This is a genomic window from Pseudomonas sp. CFBP 8770 (assembly GCF_014841705.1).
Lineage (GTDB): Bacteria > Pseudomonadota > Gammaproteobacteria > Pseudomonadales > Pseudomonadaceae > Aquipseudomonas.
The window spans coordinates 326,218-344,510 of record NZ_JACYUL010000001.1 but is presented as its reverse complement, the minus strand read 5'-3'; the positions used below and the strand labels follow the sequence as shown (position 1 = coordinate 344,510).

The window sequence follows — 18,293 nt, the reverse complement described above, 5'->3', positions numbered from 1 at the left end:
AACCCTTCTGTTAAAGAACCGCTTTGGGGTATGAGCCCAGCACCTTGAGTGCCACGGCTTCCTGACTGATCTGCTCCAGCACGCCCTTGATCAACGGGTCGCGATGGTGGCCGATGAAATCGATGAAGAACACGTAGGTCCATTTACCGCTGCGCGATGGCCGCGTCTCGATTCGGGTAAGGTCGATGCCGTTGTCGTGAAACGGCACCAGCAGCTCGTGCAGCGCACCCGGCCGGTTGCTCATGGAAACGATGACCGAGGTCTTGTCGTCGCCGGTGGGCGGCACTTCCTGGCTGCCGATGATCAGGAATCGCGTGGCGTTGTCCGGACGGTCTTCGATCTTCTCGGCCAGGCGCTCCAGGCCATACAGGCCGGCCGCCATGTCGCCGGCGATGGCCGCCGAGTTCCATTCGCCCTTGACCCGCTTGGCCGCCTCGGCATTGCTGGCGACCGCGATGCGCTCGACGTTCGGGTAGTGCGCGTCCAGCCACTTGCGACATTGCGCCAGTGACTGTGCGTGGGAATAGATGCGGCTGATGCTGTCGGTCTTGGTGTTGTCGCCGATCAGCAGGTGGTGGTGGATGCGCAGTTCGACTTCGCCGCAGATCACCATGTCGTGTTCGAGAAAGCTGTCGAGGGTGTGGTTCACCGCGCCTTCGGTGGAGTTTTCCACTGGCACCACACCGAAGTTCACCGCGCCTGCAACCACCTCGCGGAACACTTCGTCGATCGCCGCCATGGGCTTGCTGATCACCGCGTGACCGAAGTGCTTCATGGCGGCTGCCTGGGTGAACGTGCCCTCTGGGCCCAGATAGGCGACCTTGAGCGGGTTCTCCAACGCCAGGCAGGATGACATGACCTCGCGGAACAGACGCGCCATTTCCTCGTTGCTCAGCGGCCCCTTGTTGCGCTCCATCACCCGCTTGAGCACTTGCGCCTCGCGTTCGGGCCGATAGAACACCGGCACCTCGCCTTCGGCCAGCGCAGCCATCTTGACCCGCGCGACTTCTTCGGCGCAGCGGGCGCGATCACTGATCAGTTCGAGAATCTTTTCGTCGAGGCTGTCGATGCGTACCCGCAGCGCCTTGAGTTCATGTTCGGACATCAGCCGTTTTCCTTTTCGAACTCCGCCATGTAACCGACCAGCGCTTCGATGGCGTCAAGGCCCAGGGCGTTGTAGATGGAGGCGCGCATGCCACCGACCGAACGGTGACCCTTGAGGTTGAGCAAGCCGCGCGCATCGGCGCCGGCCAGGAACGTCTTGTCCAGACGCTCGTCGGCCAGGCGGAACGGCACGTTCATCCAGGACCGGGCGTTGAGCGAGATTGGGTTGCTGTAGAAGTCGCTGGCATCGATGAAGCCGTACAGGCGGTCTTTCTTGGCACGGTTGCGCGCTTCCATGGCCGCAACGCCGCCCTGCTCCTTGAGCCACTCGAACACCAGGCCCGAGAGGTACCAGGAGTAGGTCGCCGGGGTGTTGTACATCGAGCCGTTGTCGGCAGCGATCTTGTAGTCGAGCATGGTCGGACAGGCGCTGCGGGCCTTGCCCAGCAGGTCCTCGCGGACGATCACCACGACCAGGCCGCTGGGACCGATGTTCTTCTGCGCACCGGCGTAGATCAGGCCGAACTGCGACACGTCGACAGGGCGCGAGAGAATGTCCGAGGACATGTCGACGACCAGTGGCGCATCACCGGTCTGCGGCACCCAGTCGAACTGCAGGCCACCGATGGTTTCATTGGAGGCGTAGTGCACGTAGGCCGCGCCGGGCGTCAGTTTCCATTCGTTCTGGCCCGGAATGGCCTGATAGTCGTAGGGCTTGGCGCTGGCAGCGACGTTGATGTTGCCGTAGCGACGCGCTTCCTCGATGGCCTTCTTCGACCAGATGCCGGTTTCGACGTAGTCCGCCGTGCCATTCTCGGGAAGCAGGTTCAGCGGGATTTCGGCGAACTGCTGGCTGGCACCGCCTTGCAGGAACAGCACCTTGTAGTTGGACGGGACCCCGAGCAGATCGCGCAGGTCCTGTTCGGCTTTTTCGGCGATGGCGGTGTAGTCCTCGCTGCGATGGCTCATCTCCATCACCGAGAGGCCCTTGCCACGCCAGTTCAGCAGTTCCGCCTGGGCACGCTGCAGTACGGCTTCGGGAAGCGCAGCGGGGCCTGCGCAGAAGTTAAAGGCTCGATTGCTCACATCCACTCTCGCTCTGCTTGAATTCGGGGCTGGCCCGGGTGTGTCCGCCGGAAGATCGGCAGTGATGCCTTCGCGGGCAGAGGGCTCGCCGCCCGCCCCGCTCCCACAAGGAATGCTCACAGAATCTGAGACCACCTGTGGGAATCCCTTGTGGGAGCGGTCAGCGGCCGCGAACGGGCGCACCGCCCAATCCCCTGCCCTACAGCTTACTCCTCCGGCAGATCGTCGGCGGCATCGGGCTTGACATCATCCTGGTCCACTTCGGAATCGACCGCATCGACGCCTTCGGCACCCTCAACGGCTTCGACACCCTCCTCCAGCTCGTCATCCTCGACTTCCGATGGCTCCTGGACTCGCTCCAGGCCCACCAGCTTCTCGTCGGTGATCAGCTTGATCAGGGTCACGCCCTGGGTGTTGCGGCCAAGGCTCGAGACTTCGCCGACACGGGTCCGCACCAGCGTGCCCTGGTCGGAAATGAGCATGATCTCTTCGCCTTCCTGGGACTGGATCGCACCCACCAGCTTGCCGTTGCGCTCCTTGGTGACCATGGCGATCACGCCCTGGCCGCCACGGCCGCGACGGGGGAACTTGCTCAACGGCGTGCGCTTGCCGAAGCCGCGCTCGGAGGCGGTGAGAATCTGTGCGCCGGACTCGGGGATCAGCATGGAAATCAGCTGCTGGCCCTTGCCCAGGCGCATGCCACGGATACCGCGGGCACCACGGCCCATCTGCCGCACCACGCCTTCGGCGAAGCGGATCACCTTGCCGGCGTCGGAGAACAGCATGACTTCCTTGGCGCCATCGGTGATGGCCGCAGCGATCAGGGTGTCGCCTTCCTTGAGTTTCAAGGCGATCAGGCCGCTGGAGCGCGGACGGGCGAACTGTGCCAACGGCGTCTTCTTGACCGTACCGAAGGCCGTCGCCATGAAGATGTAGGCACCGGTAGGCTCGGCCACCAGTTCGGGGGTATCGCCCTCCTCGCCTTCAACCGCTTCGACGACTTCTTCGGCCTCGACGATTTCGCCTTCGATGACGGTATCGTCGGCGTCGTCGAGGTCTTCGTCGGCGCCGGCGGTGGCCTGCAGGGCCTCGAGGTCGATCTGCAGCATGGTGGTGATGTACTCGCCATCATCCAGCGGCAGCAGGTTGACCAGCGGACGGCCGCGCGCAGCACGGGACGCCTCGGGAATTTCGTAGGTCTTGAGCCAGTACACCTTGCCCTTGCTGGAAAACAGCAGCAACGTGGCATGGCTGTTGGCGACCAGCAGGTGCGAGATGTAGTCCTCGTCCTTGACGCCGGTGGCCGACTTGCCCTTGCCGCCCCGGCGCTGGGCCTGGTAGGACGACAGTGGCTGGGTCTTGGCGTAGCCGCTGTGGGAAATGGTCACCACGCGCTCTTCTTCCGGGATCATGTCGCCCAGCGTCAGGTCGAGGCGCGAATCGAGGATCTCGGTACGGCGCACATCACCATATTCGGAGCGGATCAGTTCCAGCTCTTCGCGGATCACTTCCATCAGGCGCTCGGCGCTGTTGAGGATGCGGATCAGCTCGGCGATCTGGTTGAGGATCTCCTGGTACTCGGCCAGCAGCTTCTCGTGCTCCAGACCGGTCAGGCGATGCAGACGCAGTTCGAGGATGGCCTGGGCCTGTTCCGGCGACAGGAAATACTTGCCGTCGCGCAGGCCGTACTGCGGATCGAGGTTTTCCGGACGCGAGGACTCGGCACCGGCACGTTCGACCATCGCCACAACGGCGCTGGACTCCCATGGCGTGCTGATCAGCGCTTCCTTGGCTTCGGACGGCGTCGGCGAGGCCTTGATCAGGGCGATGACCGGATCGATGTTGGACAGCGCAACCGCTTGGCCTTCGAGAATGTGGCCACGCTCGCGCGCCTTGCGCAGTTCGAACACGGTGCGCCGGGTGACGACTTCACGGCGGTGGCGAACGAAGGCTTCGAGCAGGTCCTTGAGGTTGAGGATGCGCGGACGGTTGTCGATCAGGGCAACGATGTTGATCCCGAACACGGCCTGCAGCTGGGTCTGGGCATAGAGGTTGTTGAGGATCACCTCCGGCACTTCACCGCGGCGCAGCTCGATGACGATGCGCATGCCGTCCTTGTCGGACTCGTCGCGCAACTCGGAGATGCCTTCGAGTTTCTTCTCTTTCACCAGCTCGGCGATCTTCTCGATCAGGCGGGCCTTGTTCAACTGGTACGGCAGCTCGGTGACGACGATCTGCTGACGGCCGCCGACCTTGTCGATGTCCTCGACATGGGAGCGGGCACGCATGTAGATCCGGCCACGACCGGTACGGTACGCCTCGATGATTCCCTGGCGACCGTTGATGATGGCGGCAGTCGGGAAGTCCGGCCCGGGAATGAACTGCATCAGTTCATCGAAGGTGACGTCCGGGTTGTCGATGACCGCCAGGCAGCCATCGAGCACCTCGCCCAGGTTGTGCGGCGGGATGTTGGTCGCCATGCCCACGGCGATACCGCTGGAACCGTTGACCAGCAGGTTGGGAATGCGCGTCGGCATGACCGCTGGGATCAATTCGGTGCCGTCGTAGTTGGGCACCCAGTCGACGGTTTCCTTGTGCAGGTCGGCCAGCAGCTCGTGGGCCAGCTTGGTCATGCGCACTTCGGTGTAACGCATGGCGGCGGCGTTGTCGCCGTCCACGGAACCGAAGTTGCCCTGGCCATCGACCAGCAGGTAGCGCAGCGAGAACGGCTGGGCCATGCGCACGATGGTGTCGTAGACCGCGGTATCACCGTGCGGGTGGTACTTACCGATCACGTCACCGACCACACGGGCCGATTTCTTGTAGGGTTTGTTCCAATCGTTGCCCAGCTCACTCATCGCAAACAGAACGCGGCGATGCACGGGCTTCAAGCCATCACGTGCATCAGGCAGTGCACGACCGACGATCACGCTCATGGCGTAGTCGAGGTAGGACTGTCTCAGCTCGTCTTCGATATTGACCGGGAGGATTTCTTTGGCCAGTTCGCCCATGAGAAGCCTGATTCCTTTTTCTGGTGAAACTCCGTTGCCTCCCTGTGAGAAGAACGAAGCTTGCCACCGCTGGCCGATGCCAACGGCGACTTACGACAAATCAACGAGTTACGCCTTGGACCCACGGCGTTGGGGGGACACCGCGATGCACCCCCGAAAACCGCCGAATGGTAGCACAATCGCCGTCAGACACCTATCCCCTTAAACCCTGACAGGACCCTTGATCGAAGGGCATCGCGCCTCTGACATGGCGCTGCGGCGCTGCTAGGCCAGCTCTTCATCGAAAAAAGGTCTTTTTATGGATACGGCGCGCTCAATGCAGACGCCGGCGACACATGAGTTGCGCCAGCTTGGCCGCATCGGGCCGCTCGACGATGCCTTTTTCAGTGACGAGCACGTCGATCAGATCGGCCGGCGTCACGTCGTGAACCGGGTTGAACGCCTCGACGTCCGCGCCGATTCGTGTCCCGGACACTTCCAGCAGCTCCCGGGCATCGCGCTCGAGCAAGGGAATGTCATCGCCGCTCTCCAGCGCCATGTCGATTGCCGCGCTGGCGGCCACCACCATGAAACGAACGCCGTGGTGCATCGCGCAGACCGCCAGCTGATAGGTGCCGATCCGGGCGGCGACATCGCCGTTGGCGGCAATTCGCTCGGCGCCGACGATCACCCAGGTGATGCCTTTGCTTTTCATCAGGTGTGCGGCTGCCGAGTCGGCGGCCACGGTCACCGGGACACCCTCGCTGGACAACTCCCAGGCGGTCAGGCGCGAGCCTTGCAGGCCCGGCCGGGTTTCATCGACATAGACACGTTCGAGCATGCCGTCGTGGAACGCGCCGCGCACCACCCCCAGCGCCGTGCCGAACCCGCCGGTGGCCAGGGCACCGGCATTGCCATGGGTCAGCACGGTCTGCAGATTGCCCTGGTGCCGACGGATCAGTTCCACGCCCAACTGGGCCATGGTCAGGTTGGCTTCGCGGTCGCTTTCATGGATGGCCAAGGCTTCGGCTTCGAGCGCGGGCAGTGGGTCCTCGTCCGCAAGCACCCGGCCCAGGCGCTCGCGCATGCGCTCCAGCGCCCAGAACAGGTGAGCGGTGGCCGGGCGAACCGCGGCCAGCAGGCGCAGGTCCTCGTCCAGCGCAGCGCGCCAGTCAGGCCCGGCCGCGCGGTGCAAGCGTGCGGCCAGCACCACCGCATAGGCGACACTGATGGCAACGGCAGAGGCACCGGCCACGACCCCGGAGCGGATTGCGTCTACCACACCGGGTGCATCGACACAGGCATGCCAGACTTGCTGCGCAGGCAGCGCGCGCTGGTCGATCAGGTGCAACGCGTCACCTCGCCAATCAACGGCTTTGACCCGTTCCGCCGCCAACAATCGATCACGCATGCCCCACTCCGTACTCAGACACCAAAAGCGCTCGATTATAGCGAGCCCCCGTCCAAGACGCTCGGGTATACTTCGCCATCACCTGCCGAAGCCCCGGAACTTGCCATGCCCGATGTCGATACCGCCCTGGACCTGCTGCTACTGCCCACCTGGCTGGTACCGGTCGAGCCCGCCGGTGTCGTGCTCGAGGAGCATGCCTTGGGTATCCGCGACGGCCAGATAGCCTTCATCGGGCCACGCAGCGCAGCCGCCCGGCTGCAGGCACGCGAAACCCGCGAACTGCCGGGGCAGCTGCTCGCTCCGGGGCTGGTCAATGCTCATGGGCACGCGGCCATGACGCTGTTCCGTGGCCTGGCCGACGACCTGCCGCTGATGACCTGGCTCGAACGACACATCTGGCCCGCCGAGGCCCGCTGGGTCAGCGAGGCGTTCGTGCGCGACGGCACCGACCTGGCGATCGCCGAGCAGCTACAGGGCGGCATCACCTGTTTTTCGGACATGTATTTCTTTCCGGAAGTGGCCGCCGAGCGCGTGCACGCCAGTGGCATGCGCGCGCAGATCACCGTGCCGGTGCTGAACTTCCCCATCCCCGGCGCGCGTGATGCCGACGAGGCGCTGCACAAGGGTGTAGAGCTGTTCAACGACCTCAAGCACCATCCACGCGTCAGCATTGCCTTCGGCCCGCATGCGCCCTACACGGTAAGCGACGAGAACCTGGAGAAGATCCGGGTGCTGGCGGACGAGCTGGACGCCGCCGTCCACATGCACGTTCACGAAACCGCAGGCGAGGTGCACGATGCCCTGCAACAGAGCGGCGAGCGTCCGCTGGCCAGGCTCGCCCGCCTCGGCTTGCTGGGGCCGCGCTTCCAGGCGGTGCACATGACCCAGGTGGACGACGCCGACCTTGCGCTGTTGATGGAAAGCAACAGCAACGTCGTGCACTGCCCGGTGTCCAACCTCAAGCTGGCCAGTGGCTTCTGTCCGGTGGAGAAGCTCTGGCAAGCCGGCGTCAACGTGGCCGTGGGTACCGATGGTGCGGCAAGCAACAACAGCCTCGACCTGCTCGGCGATACGCGCACCGCAGCGCTGCTGGCCAAGGCCGTGGCGGGTTCGGCGACCGCACTGGATGCCCATCGCGCGCTGCGCATGGCTACCCTCAATGGTGCCCGGGCGCTGGGCATGGAGGCACATATCGGCTCGCTGGAAGTCGGCAAGGCCGCCGACCTGGCGTCATTCGACCTGTCCAGACTGGCTCAGCAGCCGGTCTACGACCCGGTCTCGCAACTGATCTACGCCAGCGGCCGCGACTGCGTCCGGCATGTCTGGGTCGCCGGCAGGCAACTGCTCGACGAAGGTCGCCTGACCCGCCTGGACGAACGACTGCTGCGCGACAAGGCATGCGCCTGGGGCGAGCGTATCGCCGCCGGACAGTGACGGCTGCGATGCCCGGCCCTACAGAATTCAAGAATCATATCGTTTAGAGGACACCCAATGAGCAACGTCGACCACGCTGAAATCGCCAAGTTCGAAGCCCTGGCGCACCGCTGGTGGGACCGCAACAGCGAGTTCAAGCCGCTGCACGACATCAATCCGTTGCGCGTCAACTGGATCGACGAGCGCGTCAACCTGGCGGGCAAGCAGATTCTGGATGTGGGGTGTGGCGGCGGCATCCTGAGCGAGGCCATGGCCTTGCGCGGTGCCAAGGTCACCGGCATCGACATGGGCGAGGCGCCGCTGGCGGTCGCCCGCCTGCACCAGCTGGAGTCCGGGGTGGAAGTGGAATACCGCCAGATCACCGCGGAAGCCTTGTCGGCCGAATGCCCGCAGCGCTTCGATGTGGTTACCTGCCTGGAGATGCTCGAGCACGTGCCGGACCCTTCATCGGTGATCCGCGCCTGCTTCCGCATGGTCAAGCCTGGCGGCCAGGTGTTCTTCTCGACCATCAACCGCAACCCCAAGGCGTACCTGTTCGCGATCATCGGCGCCGAGTACATCATGAAGCTGCTGCCCCGCGGCACCCATGACTTCAAGAAATTCATCCGCCCTTCCGAACTCGGCGCCTGGAGCCGCGAGGCCGGACTGACCGTCAAGGACATCACCGGCCTGACCTACAACCCGCTGACCAAGCACTACAAGCTGGCTGCGGACGTCGACGTCAACTACATGATCCAGACCCTTCGCGAGGAATGAGCATGCGCCTTCGAGCGGTACTTTTCGATATGGACGGCACGCTGCTCGACACCGCGCCGGACTTCATCGCCATCTGCCAGGCCATGCGCGCCGAGCGCGACCTGCCGCCGATCGACGAGCAACGTGTGCGCGACGTGATCTCCGGCGGCGCCAAGGCCATGGTCCAGGCGTCGTTCGACCTGGCGCCCGAGTCAGCGGAGTTCGAGGCCTTGCGCCTGGAGTTCCTCGAGCGCTACCAACACGGCTGCGCGGTCCACAGCCATCTCTACGAAGGCATGGCGCAACTGCTCGCGGACATCGAGCAGGCCAAGCTGATCTGGGGCGTGGTGACCAACAAGCCGTTGCGCTTCGCCGAGCCCATCATGCAGCAGCTGGGGCTGGCGCAGCGGTCGGCGGTACTGATCTGCCCCGATCACGTGACGCGCAGCAAGCCGGACCCTGAACCGGTGCTGCTGGCCTGCAGCAAGCTCGACCTGGACCCGGCCAGCGTGCTGTTCGTCGGTGATGATCTGCGCGACATCGAGTCGGGCCGCGATGCCGGCACCAGGACGGCAGCAGTGCGCTACGGCTACATCCATCCCGAAGACAACCCGGATCACTGGGGCGCCGACGTGGTGGTCGATCACCCGTCGGATCTGCGCCGCGTGCTTGACCAGGCCCTTTGCGGCTGCTGAACCGTACAACTTTGCAGGAGTTTCCATGTTCGATTACTCAGCCCGCCCCGACCTGCTGGCCGGGCGCATCATCCTGGTGACCGGTGCCGGCCGTGGCATCGGCGCTGCCGCCGCGAAAACCTTCGCTGCCCATGGCGCGACCGTGCTGCTGCTGGGCAAGACCGAATCCAACCTGACCAGCGTGTACGACGAGATCGAAGCCGCCGGGCATGCCCAGCCGGTGGTCATCACCTTCGACCTGCAGAGCGCGCGAAGCGAGCAGTACGCGCAATTGGCACAGATGATCGAGCGCACGTTCGGCCGCCTCGATGGCCTGCTGCACAACGCCTCGATCATTGGCCCGCGCACGCCACTCGACGTGCTGCCTGACGACGAGTTCGTCCAGGTGATGCAGGTCAACGTCAATGCCACCTTCATGCTCACTCGCGCGCTGCTACCGCTGCTGAAGCAGGCAGCGGATGGCTCGATAGCATTTACCTCCAGCAGTGTCGGTCGCAAGGGCCGCGCACACTGGGGCGCCTATGGCGTGTCGAAGTTCGCCACCGAAGGCCTGATGCAGACCCTTGCCGACGAGCTGGAAGGTGTCAGCGCGGCGCGCGCCAACAGTATCAACCCCGGTGCCACGCGCACGGCCATGCGGGCGCAGGCGTACCCTGCCGAGGAGCCAGGCCGCAACCCGCTGCCCGAACAGATCATGCCGGTGTATCTGTACTTGATGGGACCCGACAGTCGGGGGGTCAATGGCCGGGCGTTCGACGCCCAGTGAAATGTGTCCTCAGGGCGGACGCCGACCGCTGTGACGACCGGCCAGCCAGCCTGTCGCGCAACCGTGGCGCCGCCTGAGGCAGTCCTGCTAGTGCTGCGTCACGCCGCTAGCCCGTTTCAAGCCACGACCCTTTTGTCCAGGGTGGTGGTGCGCTGCAGCTCCAGCGCCATGCAGCGCTCCAGAAACAGGAACATGAAGTCGTAGCTCTTGCAGATGGCGTTGCGCAGCTCGGCCTGCTGCAGTTCGGTGGCATGGTTGCCGATCAAGGTGCAGATGATTTCCAGCGCTTCCCACGGATGCTCATCGTCGTACTGGGCATGCAGGCTCAGCCAGCGCATGGCGCGCTTGCGGTTCTGCTCGGGGAATGCCTGGGCATAGGTGTCTTCGGCGCAGACCACTGCCGACCACTCGCCGGTTGCACCCTCGATGGCATAGTTGGTGGCCGCCATGGCGACCGCCAGCGAGTCGGTGGCACAGCTTTGCCAGCACCAGTGACTGAGTGCATGCAGCTCGGCCGGCACGTCCTGGGCAATGAGATCCTGCAGACTGACGCCATGCGCCTGGCTCCAATGCACCCAATAATCGGCATGGTTGAGTTCGACACGGATGTTGCGCATCAGCCAGCGCCGCGCCATGTCCTCGCCCGGATGCCGGGCAAAACGGGTCTTGGTCAGGTTCTGCGCCATGTACAGCGAGAACTGCTCCACCACCGGCCAGCCGCCGATCAGGTAATGTCGCATGGTGCGCGAGCTCAGCTGGTTGTCGCGCATGCGCGCGTAAACCTCATGCTCGACGACCCGACGCTTGTTCGGCGCACAGTCTTCGATCAGTTTCTGTGCCCACTCGGGATAACTTTTTGCGTCCATCAGCGGACCCAGGCGAATAAAAGGATCGTTCACTGGCAAACCTCCATTTAATTAAGTGAAGAACAGCGGCAAATTGCCCTTATCGGAAAGTGTCGGGAACGCCAAAGCGCAACGGCCGCAGTCTGCCCAGGTGACGGCGCAGACTGTTACAGGTGAAAACCTGCGGTCGCTCGATCAAGTATCCTTGTGCGTAGTCCACACCAATTTCCAGCAAGGCCTGTTCTATCAGAGGCGTCTCGACAAACTCGGCAATGGTGCGCTTGCCCATGACATGGCCAATATGGTTGATCACTTCCACCATCGCCCGATTGATCGGGTCGTCCAACATATCTTTAACGAAGCTGCCGTCGATTTTCAAATAATCAACGGGTAAATGTTTCAAATAAGCAAAAGAAGACATACCGGCGCAGAAGTCGTCGAGTGCAAAGTGACAACCCAAGCCCTTCAATTCATTGATAAAACGGATAGCGCTGCCGAGATTTGCGATGGCGCTGGTCTCGGTAATCTCGAAACATATCAGCTCGGGGGGAATCGCATGCAAGCTAAATTGCTCGCGGAGGAATTCAAGGAATTCGTCATCCCCGATGCTGATTCCGGACAGGTTGATCGCGCACACCGCCAGCGGCCCCTGATCGGGCTGGTCGAGGGTCTGGCGCACGACCTTGAATACGTTCTGCACCACCCAACGATCGAGGGCGGTCATCAGGCCGTAGCGCTCGGCAGCCGGGATGAACACTTCGGGCATGATGATGCGGCCGGTTTCATCGCTCAGGCGCAGCAGGATCTCGATGTGCCCACCTGGCGGTCCGTCCTGTATCCCCAGGGCGGCGATCTCCTGTGCGTACAGGCAGAACCGGTTTTCCTCCAGGGCCATGTGCAGGCGCTGGACCCATGCCATCTCGTCGACCCGCACGGTTAGTTCGCTGTCGGCGGCGTGGTAGACCTGAACGCGGTTGCGACCGCGTTCCTTGGCCAGGTAGCAGGCCATGTCGGCGGCGCGCATCGAGGCTTCCAGGGTGATCGGGGCCTGGGTCAGGTGCACCATGCCAACGCTGACAGTGGTGACGAACGGGCGCCCCTTCCACACGAAGTGCAGGTTCTGCACGGTGTGGCGCAGTGTTTCGGCCAGTTTCTCCGATTCGGCGGCCGAGCAGTTCTCGATCAGGATGCCGAACTCGTCACCGCCCAGGCGGGCCAGGGTGTCACCCTCGCGCAGCCCGGACTGCAGCAGTGCGCAAATGTGGCGAAGCAGCTCGTCGCCCGCCGCGTGGCCGCAGGTGTCGTTGACCAGCTTGAACTGGTCGAGGTCGAGGAACATCAGTGAGTGGCAGCCCGGATAGCGCTGCAGCGCGCTGAGCGCCTGCTCGAGGCGGAACTCGAATTCGCGGCGGTTGGCCAGCCCGGTCAGCGCATCGTGCGTGGCCTGCCACGACAGGTTGGCGATGTACTGACGCTCCTGGGTCATGTCGTGCAGCACCAGCACGGTACCGCTGATGTGCTGGTCGGTCTGGATCGGCGCACCCACCAGCGTCACCGAGACCGTGCTGCCGTCCAGGCGCTGGATCAGCTTGGCGTGTTCGCTGCCGCCGCGCAGGTCGCCACTGACGATGTGATCGATCAGGGTGAAGCTGTCCTTCTCCGCGTTTTCGTCGAGCAGGTTGAACAGCGCCGCCAGCGGCAGCCCCACGGCCTGGTCGGCGCTCCAGTGGGTGAGTCGCTCGGCGGCCGGGTTCATGTAGAGAATCGCGCCTTCGACATCCGTGGTGATCACGCCGTCGCCGATCGACGCCAGGGTGACCTGGGCGCGGTCCTTTTCCAGTTGCAAGGCATAGGCGAAAGCATGGCGCTGGTTGAGCAATTTGCGCGTACGCCAAAGCGCCAGCACGATCAACAGCAGTGCCACCAGCAGGTTGCTGACCACCAACAGGTACTGCACCGCGCGCGAGCCTTCGCCCAGTGCCGCGCTGAAGGCCATCGCGGCAGGCGTGACCGCATCATTGATGAGCATGATCTGGTGCTTCCAGCGCGCCATGTCCGCTTCACTGGCGGTGCCGGCCTGCTGCGCCGAGTGCATCTGCTGCGCAAGGGCGTCGAGTTCGACCAGGTAGGTGTCGCCGATCTTCCAGTGCGCGATGGCCCTGGACATGTAGCTCACATCGCTGAAGTGGCGGTACAGCCAGATGATGTTCTGCATGTCGTCAGGGTGGTTGTTGCCCTTGAGGATTCCCGTCCGTGCAGCTGCCAGATCGGGCTCGGGCTGGTCGAGGGCCAGCCGCAGCTGGTGACCGCCTTGGGGAATGGCGATGGCGCGCAGGTACTTCTGGAAGACTTCCTCGTCGCGGCTGTCGGCGTACAGGTTGAGGTAGTAGATAGCGTCTTTCTGGCCCTTGGACCAGAAGCTTTCGCCCGCGACATAGCTACGCACCGCGGACAGCGCGTAGAGGCTGATGCAACCCAGCATTGCCATCAACCCCACAACGGCGATGAATGGCCAGACAATCCCCAGCAATCTCGGCGTATCGAGAGTCTGTGTGTGCTTCATGAGGTTCCTTGCTTCAGCGATCCAGGCAACGTCCAAGTCAGAACTTCAATCACCACTGGCACACTCTAGGCTAGTTTCGGAAAGGACCGGCACAGTTTTCGTCAGTGCCGAATCTTTTTTTTCATGGCTGGTCGCGCCGCCAGGCACGGACTCAAACCTGTTGCAGATAACCGTACAGACGCGCATACAGCCCGGCCTCCGCGATGAGCTGCTGATGATCGCCATCTTCGGCGATCCGGCCGCCGTCGAATACCAGCACCCGGTCGGCCTGCTTCACCGCAGACAGCCGGTGGGCAATGATCAAAGTGGTGCGCCCGCGCAGGAATCGCGCAAGGGCCTGGTGCAGGTTGTACTCGGTGGCCGCATCGAGCGCAGAAGTGGCTTCGTCGAGAATGACCACCTTGGGCTCGGCCAGCACCATTCGAGCAATCGCCAGACGCTGGCGCTGGCCTCCGGAAAGGCGAACGCCCGAACGGCCGACGATGCTGTCCAGGCCCTGGGGCATGTCTCGCACCGTGTTGTCCAACTGGGCAATCTGCAGCGCATTCCAGCACGCCTGGTCGCAGGCCGTGCGCCCCATGGTCAGGTTGGCACGAATGGTATCGTTGAACAGTGATGGATGCTGCAACACCACCGCGACATTGTCGCGCAGGGTTTCCAGGCCGATCGCCTGCTGCAACGTACCGCCGAAGCGCACCTCTCCGGCCTGCGGCGTATAGAGCCCGAGCAGCAATTGCACCAGTGTGCTCTTGCCTCCCCCGCTGGCGCCGACGATGGCGACCTTTTCGCCAGGCGCAATGCTCAGGTCCAGCCGGTCCAGCACCTTGTCCTCGGCATAGGCGAAGCTCAAACCGCGAATGTCGATGCCCACCGTCTCGCGGTCATGGAACGGATCGCTGCCGCCCGGGTACCTGGGTTCATCGGCGCGAGCGAGCACTTCATTAATCCGGTTCAGCGCTCCACCTGCAGCGTAATAGGCGTATTGCAGGTTCAACAACTGCTCCACCGGGGTGATCATGAACCAGAGATAGCTGAACACCGCCAGCATCTGGCCAATACTGAGGTCGGAGAACAGCACCGTGAGCATCGCTGCGGCGCGGAAGATATCGATGCCGAACTGGAACAGCAGCGCGCTGGCACGGCCCGACGCATCGCTCTTCCACATCGAGGCGACCGCGAAGTCGCGCACCTCGCGCGCGCGCAGGCCGAGGCGGCCCAGGAAATAACCCTGGCGGTTGCTGGCGCGTACTTCCTGGATGGCGTCCAGGGTTTCGCCGAGTGCCTGGGTGAAGCGCGCCGTGCTGTCGTTCTCGAGCTTCTTCAAGTGTTTGACGCGCTTGCCCAGCACCACCGTGGCGTATACCACCAGAGGGTTGAACAGGAGAATGAGCAGCGCCAGTTTCCAGTGCATCCACATCAGGATGCCTGCAGTGCCGGCGAGCGTCAGCACGGCCACCAGAAAGCGGCTCAGGGTCTCGCCGACGAATTTGTCCAGGGTTTCCAGGTCGGTGACCAGGTGGGTGGTGACGGTCCCGCTGCCCAGGCTTTCGTATTCACTGAGGGAGATGCGCTTGAGCCGTTCGATCAGACGCAGACGCAGGCGATAGACCACGTCCTTGGCCAGCCCGGCGAACAGCCGCGCCTGCACGACATTGAAAAGCAATGCGCCACAACGCAGGGTGAAACTGATCACCAGCATCAGGCCGATGAACCCGACGGGGATTTGCCAGGCCGCGGGCAACACCTGGCTCATCCAGCGCGTGGCACTGCCGGCATGCCCCAGCAGCACCTCATCGACCAGCAGCGGCAGCAACAGGGGTATCGGCACGCTGCACAAGGTGGCGAGTACCGCGACGCCATTGGCCGTCCACAGCGTACGCTTGTGCTGCAATGCCAATCGGCGTATTTCGCCCCAGCTCAGGCGGTCTGCCGCGGGCGTGGTCTGCGAACCTGCCGCCCCGACGGGGCCGGGTCGCTCATGCATCGGCGGCACGTTCCAGCCAGCGGTCCAACAGCGGCGCCAGATCGGCCAGGGGCCTATAGCCATTGGTCAGCAAAGCCAACTGGCCATCGCGCTCTGCGAGCAAGGTGGGAAAGCCGGCAATGCCCAGTCCCTGCGCCCAGGCAAAATCAGCCTGGGTGGTTTGCACCCGTTGATCGCTGTCGAAAGCCTCGACGAACTCGATGCGCGGCACACCGGCCTGTTCGGCCAGGGCAGCCAACTGCACCGGTTGGGTCACATCCAGGCGCAGGGTGTAGAACGCCTGCTGGATCAGCTTGACCAAGGGCCAGGCCAGATCGGGGGCCAGTTCGCGCACCGCCACGATCGCTCGGCAAGCCGGCTCGGTGTCGTAGACGAAGCCTGCCGGCAACGCGCCCTCGAACGCGAAGGCCTGGCCGCTGGCCTCGTGCACTGCGTGCCAGTGCTCGAGGATATAATCGCGGGTGGTCGGCTCCAGCGCCGCGCCGCCGCTGCGCAGTCCGCCCACTACGATGTGGGTCTTGACCCCTGCCGCCTCGGCCTGGTCCATCAGGGCCTGGGCCACGGGCGCGAAGCCCCAGCACCAGGAGCACATCGGGTCCATCACGTAGATCAGGCGGTTGTGCGACATGGACTCAATCCTGGGCAGCTTTGCGATAGTTGTGGCCGATAGGGTGCGGCAGATTGCGCGCGCGGGCCAGTTCGATCTGCTTCTGACGATCAATGGCGCTCTTGCGGGTCTTTTCGCTCAGGCTGTTCCAGCAATGCGGGCAGCTGACGCCGGGAACGTAGTGTTCGCTGGCGCGATCGTCGACACTGATCGGCGTGCGACAGGCATGGCACTGATCGTAATCGCCTTCGCTGAGGTCGTGGCGCACCGTGACGCGGTTGTCGAAGACGAAGCAGTCACCTTGCCACTTGCTTTCTTGCTGGGGCACCTGCTCCAGGTACTTGAGAATGCCGCCCTTGAGGTGATAGACCTCTTCGAAGCCTTCGCCGAGCATGTAACTGGAGGCTTTTTCGCAACGGATACCGCCGGTGCAGAACATGGCGACCTTCTTGTGTACCGCTGGGTCGAAATGCGCCTTGATGTAATCCGGGAATTCGCGGAACGAAGCGGTCTTGGGGTCCACGGCGCCCTGAAAGGTGCCGATGGCGACTTCGTAGTCATTGCGAGTGTCGATCAGCAGCACTTCAGGATCGTCGAGCAACGCATTCCAGTCCTGCGGCTCGACATAGGTGCCGACCGTCAGGTTGGGGTCCACTCCCGCGACGCCCAGGGTGACGATTTCCTTCTTCAGCTTGACCTTGGTGCGATAGAACGGCTGCTCGTCGCAGTACGATTCCTTGTGGTCGATGTCGTCCATGCGTGGGTCTAGCTTGAGCCAGGCCAACAAGCCGTCGATGCCTTCGCGGGTGCCGGACACGGTGCCGTTGATGCCTTCGGCCGCTATCAGCAGCGTGCCTTTGATGTCGTTGTCGAGCATGGCCTGCAGCAGCGGCTCACGCATTTCGACGTAATCTTCCAGGGTGACGAACTTGTACAGTGCCGCCACGACGATCGCTTGGGTCATGGGTAAAACGCTCCAGGTGGTCGACCGCGCAAGGGCCGGACCGGATTTTCTTGGGGGACAGTCCGCAGGACTAGCCAGGGGACAGGTCAGGGAACGGAAATGAAAAAACCCGCTAACGGCATGCCGCTGGCGGGTCGCAGATTCTAGCAAATTCCCTGACTCAGTGCCCACCGCCAGCGCAGGTGGGCGAAGCCGGTGCGGCCCCTGTCTGCGCCCATTCTTCAGGCGTGTAGGTGTGCAACGCCAATGCATGGAACTCACCCATCAGCTCGCCGAGCGTGCCGTACACCAGTTGGTGGCGCTTGACGCTGTTGAGGCCGGCGAAGCGCTCACTGACCAACACCGCCTTGTAGTGGGTCTCGGTGCCCCGGCTGTGCATGTGGCTTTCGTCCAGCACCTGCAGATGTGTGGGTTGCAGCATCTGCAGGGTGGATACGATACGTTCCTTCATCGACATCGGCGACGACTCCGTCAAGGCTTCGCTGGCTTGGCCGGGCCGGCAGCAGCCTTGGCTGCGCCCTGTGGGTCCAGTTCCTTGGTCATGTCAGCCAACAGGTTGTTGACCACTGGCACTGCGCTCTCCAGCTTCTGCTGGGTCAGTTGCGCGGACTGCTGGGTCACGGCTGGCATTTTTTCCAGCACTTTCTTGCCCAGCGGCGACTGGTAGAACTTCACCAGGTCCTTGAGCTCCTGCTCGGAGAAATTGGTGGTGTACAGCTTGACCATGTCCGGCTTGAGCTTGGGCCAGCCGATGGCTTGGTCCAACGCCGCATTGGCCTTGGCCTGATAGGTCTCCAGGGTCGCCTGCTTGCTGGCCGGTGCCTTGGTCTGCTCGAAGCGCTGAGCGAACATTTGCTGCACTTGCATGTACACCGGCGTACCCAGCTTGTCCGCATGAGCCATCATCAGGAAGGCTTCGGCGCTGGCGTTGTGGCTGGCGGTGTCGGCAAGTACCTGGCCACTGGCACAGACGAGAACAGCCGCGGTGCAGATGGCGCGAAAACGAGTCATCGAGTTTCCTTATCTAGCAAGCGAGGTAAGACCCCAGAAACGATCATTCTGCGCTCAAGCTCGTGCGTCTCTCAACCCCAGGCTACGAACGGCACTTG

At 63.3% G+C, this 18,293-nt stretch carries 15 protein-coding genes; 4 read left to right on the top strand and 11 right to left on the bottom strand.

Going from position 1 to position 18,293, the window contains the following annotated elements; genetic code table 11:
- Positions 1–10: 10 nt before the first annotated feature.
- From pheA to mtnA, 4 genes are all read right to left on the bottom strand, one after another.
- Positions 11–1,105, bottom strand: coding sequence for a prephenate dehydratase (gene pheA, locus IFT98_RS01535; RefSeq protein ID WP_192049547.1), 1,095 nt, complete (start codon positions 1,103–1,105; stop codon positions 11–13).
- Complete coding sequence (gene serC / locus IFT98_RS01530; RefSeq protein ID WP_192049549.1) at positions 1,105–2,190, bottom strand: 3-phosphoserine/phosphohydroxythreonine transaminase; 1,086 nt, start codon at positions 2,188–2,190, stop codon at positions 1,105–1,107. The genes pheA and serC overlap by 1 nt, the downstream gene beginning before the upstream one ends.
- A 206-nt stretch (positions 2,191–2,396) precedes the next feature.
- Entirely contained in the window at positions 2,397–5,201 is a 2,805-nt protein-coding gene (gene gyrA / locus IFT98_RS01525; RefSeq protein ID WP_192049551.1) for a DNA gyrase subunit A, read from the bottom strand.
- 313 nt (positions 5,202–5,514) lie between these two features.
- Positions 5,515–6,591 (bottom strand): S-methyl-5-thioribose-1-phosphate isomerase, encoded by a 1,077-nt coding sequence (gene mtnA, locus IFT98_RS01520; protein ID WP_192049553.1) that lies wholly within the window; start codon positions 6,589–6,591, stop codon positions 5,515–5,517.
- A gap of 105 nt (positions 6,592–6,696) precedes the next feature.
- Here mtnA and IFT98_RS01515 point away from each other — a divergent pair, with 105 nt between their 5' ends.
- Genes IFT98_RS01515 through IFT98_RS01500 form a run of 4 tightly spaced genes read left to right on the top strand, consistent with a single transcriptional unit; the run spans position 6,697 to position 10,221 of the window.
- A complete protein-coding gene (locus IFT98_RS01515; protein WP_192049555.1) occupies positions 6,697–8,025 on the top strand; it encodes a TRZ/ATZ family hydrolase in 1,329 nt (442 codons plus the stop codon).
- A 57-nt stretch (positions 8,026–8,082) separates the two neighbouring features.
- Complete coding sequence (gene ubiG, locus IFT98_RS01510; RefSeq protein ID WP_122713103.1) at positions 8,083–8,781, top strand: bifunctional 2-polyprenyl-6-hydroxyphenol methylase/3-demethylubiquinol 3-O-methyltransferase UbiG; 699 nt, start codon at positions 8,083–8,085, stop codon at positions 8,779–8,781.
- A 2-nt stretch (positions 8,782–8,783) separates the two neighbouring features.
- Positions 8,784–9,455, top strand: coding sequence for an N-acetylmuramic acid 6-phosphate phosphatase MupP (gene mupP / locus IFT98_RS01505; RefSeq protein ID WP_192049557.1), 672 nt, complete (start codon positions 8,784–8,786; stop codon positions 9,453–9,455).
- A gap of 25 nt (positions 9,456–9,480) precedes the next feature.
- Entirely contained in the window at positions 9,481–10,221 is a 741-nt protein-coding gene (locus tag IFT98_RS01500; RefSeq protein WP_192049559.1) for a YciK family oxidoreductase, read from the top strand.
- Positions 10,222–10,337: 116 nt separating this feature from the next.
- On the opposite strand, the gene IFT98_RS01495 is transcribed toward IFT98_RS01500, so the two are convergent.
- The 7 genes from IFT98_RS01495 to IFT98_RS01465 form a co-directional block, all read right to left on the bottom strand.
- Positions 10,338–11,120, bottom strand: a complete 783-nt coding sequence (locus IFT98_RS01495; RefSeq protein ID WP_192049561.1) for an iron-containing redox enzyme family protein — start codon at positions 11,118–11,120, stop codon at positions 10,338–10,340.
- A gap of 46 nt (positions 11,121–11,166) precedes the next feature.
- A complete protein-coding gene (locus IFT98_RS01490) occupies positions 11,167–13,629 on the bottom strand; it encodes an EAL domain-containing protein (RefSeq protein ID WP_192049562.1) in 2,463 nt (820 codons plus the stop codon).
- A 151-nt stretch (positions 13,630–13,780) separates the two neighbouring features.
- The gene (locus tag IFT98_RS01485) at positions 13,781–15,613 is read right to left on the bottom strand and encodes an ABC transporter ATP-binding protein (RefSeq protein ID WP_192049564.1); all 1,833 of its coding nucleotides are present in this window, start codon (positions 15,611–15,613) and stop codon (positions 13,781–13,783) included.
- Positions 15,606–16,241, bottom strand: a complete 636-nt coding sequence (locus IFT98_RS01480) for a DsbA family protein (protein ID WP_192049573.1) — start codon at positions 16,239–16,241, stop codon at positions 15,606–15,608. The genes IFT98_RS01485 and IFT98_RS01480 overlap by 8 nt, the downstream gene beginning before the upstream one ends.
- A gap of 4 nt (positions 16,242–16,245) precedes the next feature.
- Positions 16,246–17,184: an oxygen-dependent tRNA uridine(34) hydroxylase TrhO gene (trhO, locus tag IFT98_RS01475; RefSeq protein WP_192049575.1), complete on the bottom strand. Its 939-nt coding sequence runs from the start codon at positions 17,182–17,184 to the stop codon at positions 16,246–16,248.
- A 160-nt stretch (positions 17,185–17,344) separates the two neighbouring features.
- On the bottom strand, positions 17,345–17,641 hold the full coding sequence (locus IFT98_RS01470; protein ID WP_192049577.1) for a BolA family protein: 297 nt from the start codon (positions 17,639–17,641) through the stop codon (positions 17,345–17,347).
- 14 nt (positions 17,642–17,655) lie between these two features.
- Complete coding sequence (locus IFT98_RS01465; RefSeq protein ID WP_122479082.1) at positions 17,656–18,195, bottom strand: DUF2059 domain-containing protein; 540 nt, start codon at positions 18,193–18,195, stop codon at positions 17,656–17,658.
- Positions 18,196–18,293 lie beyond the last annotated feature (98 nt).

Coding starts and splice junctions, on each gene's coding strand:
- pheA (WP_192049547.1), bottom strand. CDS start 1,105: ATGTCCGAACATGAACTCAAGGCGCTGCGGGTACGCATCGACAGCCTC.
- gyrA (WP_192049551.1), bottom strand. CDS start 5,201: ATGGGCGAACTGGCCAAAGAAATCCTCCCGGTCAATATCGAAGACGAG.
- mtnA (WP_192049553.1), bottom strand. CDS start 6,591: ATGCGTGATCGATTGTTGGCGGCGGAACGGGTCAAAGCCGTTGATTGG.
- IFT98_RS01515 (WP_192049555.1), top strand. CDS start 6,697: ATGCCCGATGTCGATACCGCCCTGGACCTGCTGCTACTGCCCACCTGG.
- ubiG (WP_122713103.1), top strand. CDS start 8,083: ATGAGCAACGTCGACCACGCTGAAATCGCCAAGTTCGAAGCCCTGGCG.
- mupP (WP_192049557.1), top strand. CDS start 8,784: ATGCGCCTTCGAGCGGTACTTTTCGATATGGACGGCACGCTGCTCGAC.
- IFT98_RS01500 (WP_192049559.1), top strand. CDS start 9,481: ATGTTCGATTACTCAGCCCGCCCCGACCTGCTGGCCGGGCGCATCATC.
- IFT98_RS01490 (WP_192049562.1), bottom strand. CDS start 13,629: ATGAAGCACACACAGACTCTCGATACGCCGAGATTGCTGGGGATTGTC.
- IFT98_RS01485 (WP_192049564.1), bottom strand. CDS start 15,613: ATGCATGAGCGACCCGGCCCCGTCGGGGCGGCAGGTTCGCAGACCACG.
- IFT98_RS01480 (WP_192049573.1), bottom strand. CDS start 16,241: ATGTCGCACAACCGCCTGATCTACGTGATGGACCCGATGTGCTCCTGG.
- trhO (WP_192049575.1), bottom strand. CDS start 17,184: ATGACCCAAGCGATCGTCGTGGCGGCACTGTACAAGTTCGTCACCCTG.
- IFT98_RS01470 (WP_192049577.1), bottom strand. CDS start 17,641: ATGTCGATGAAGGAACGTATCGTATCCACCCTGCAGATGCTGCAACCC.
- IFT98_RS01465 (WP_122479082.1), bottom strand. CDS start 18,195: ATGACTCGTTTTCGCGCCATCTGCACCGCGGCTGTTCTCGTCTGTGCC.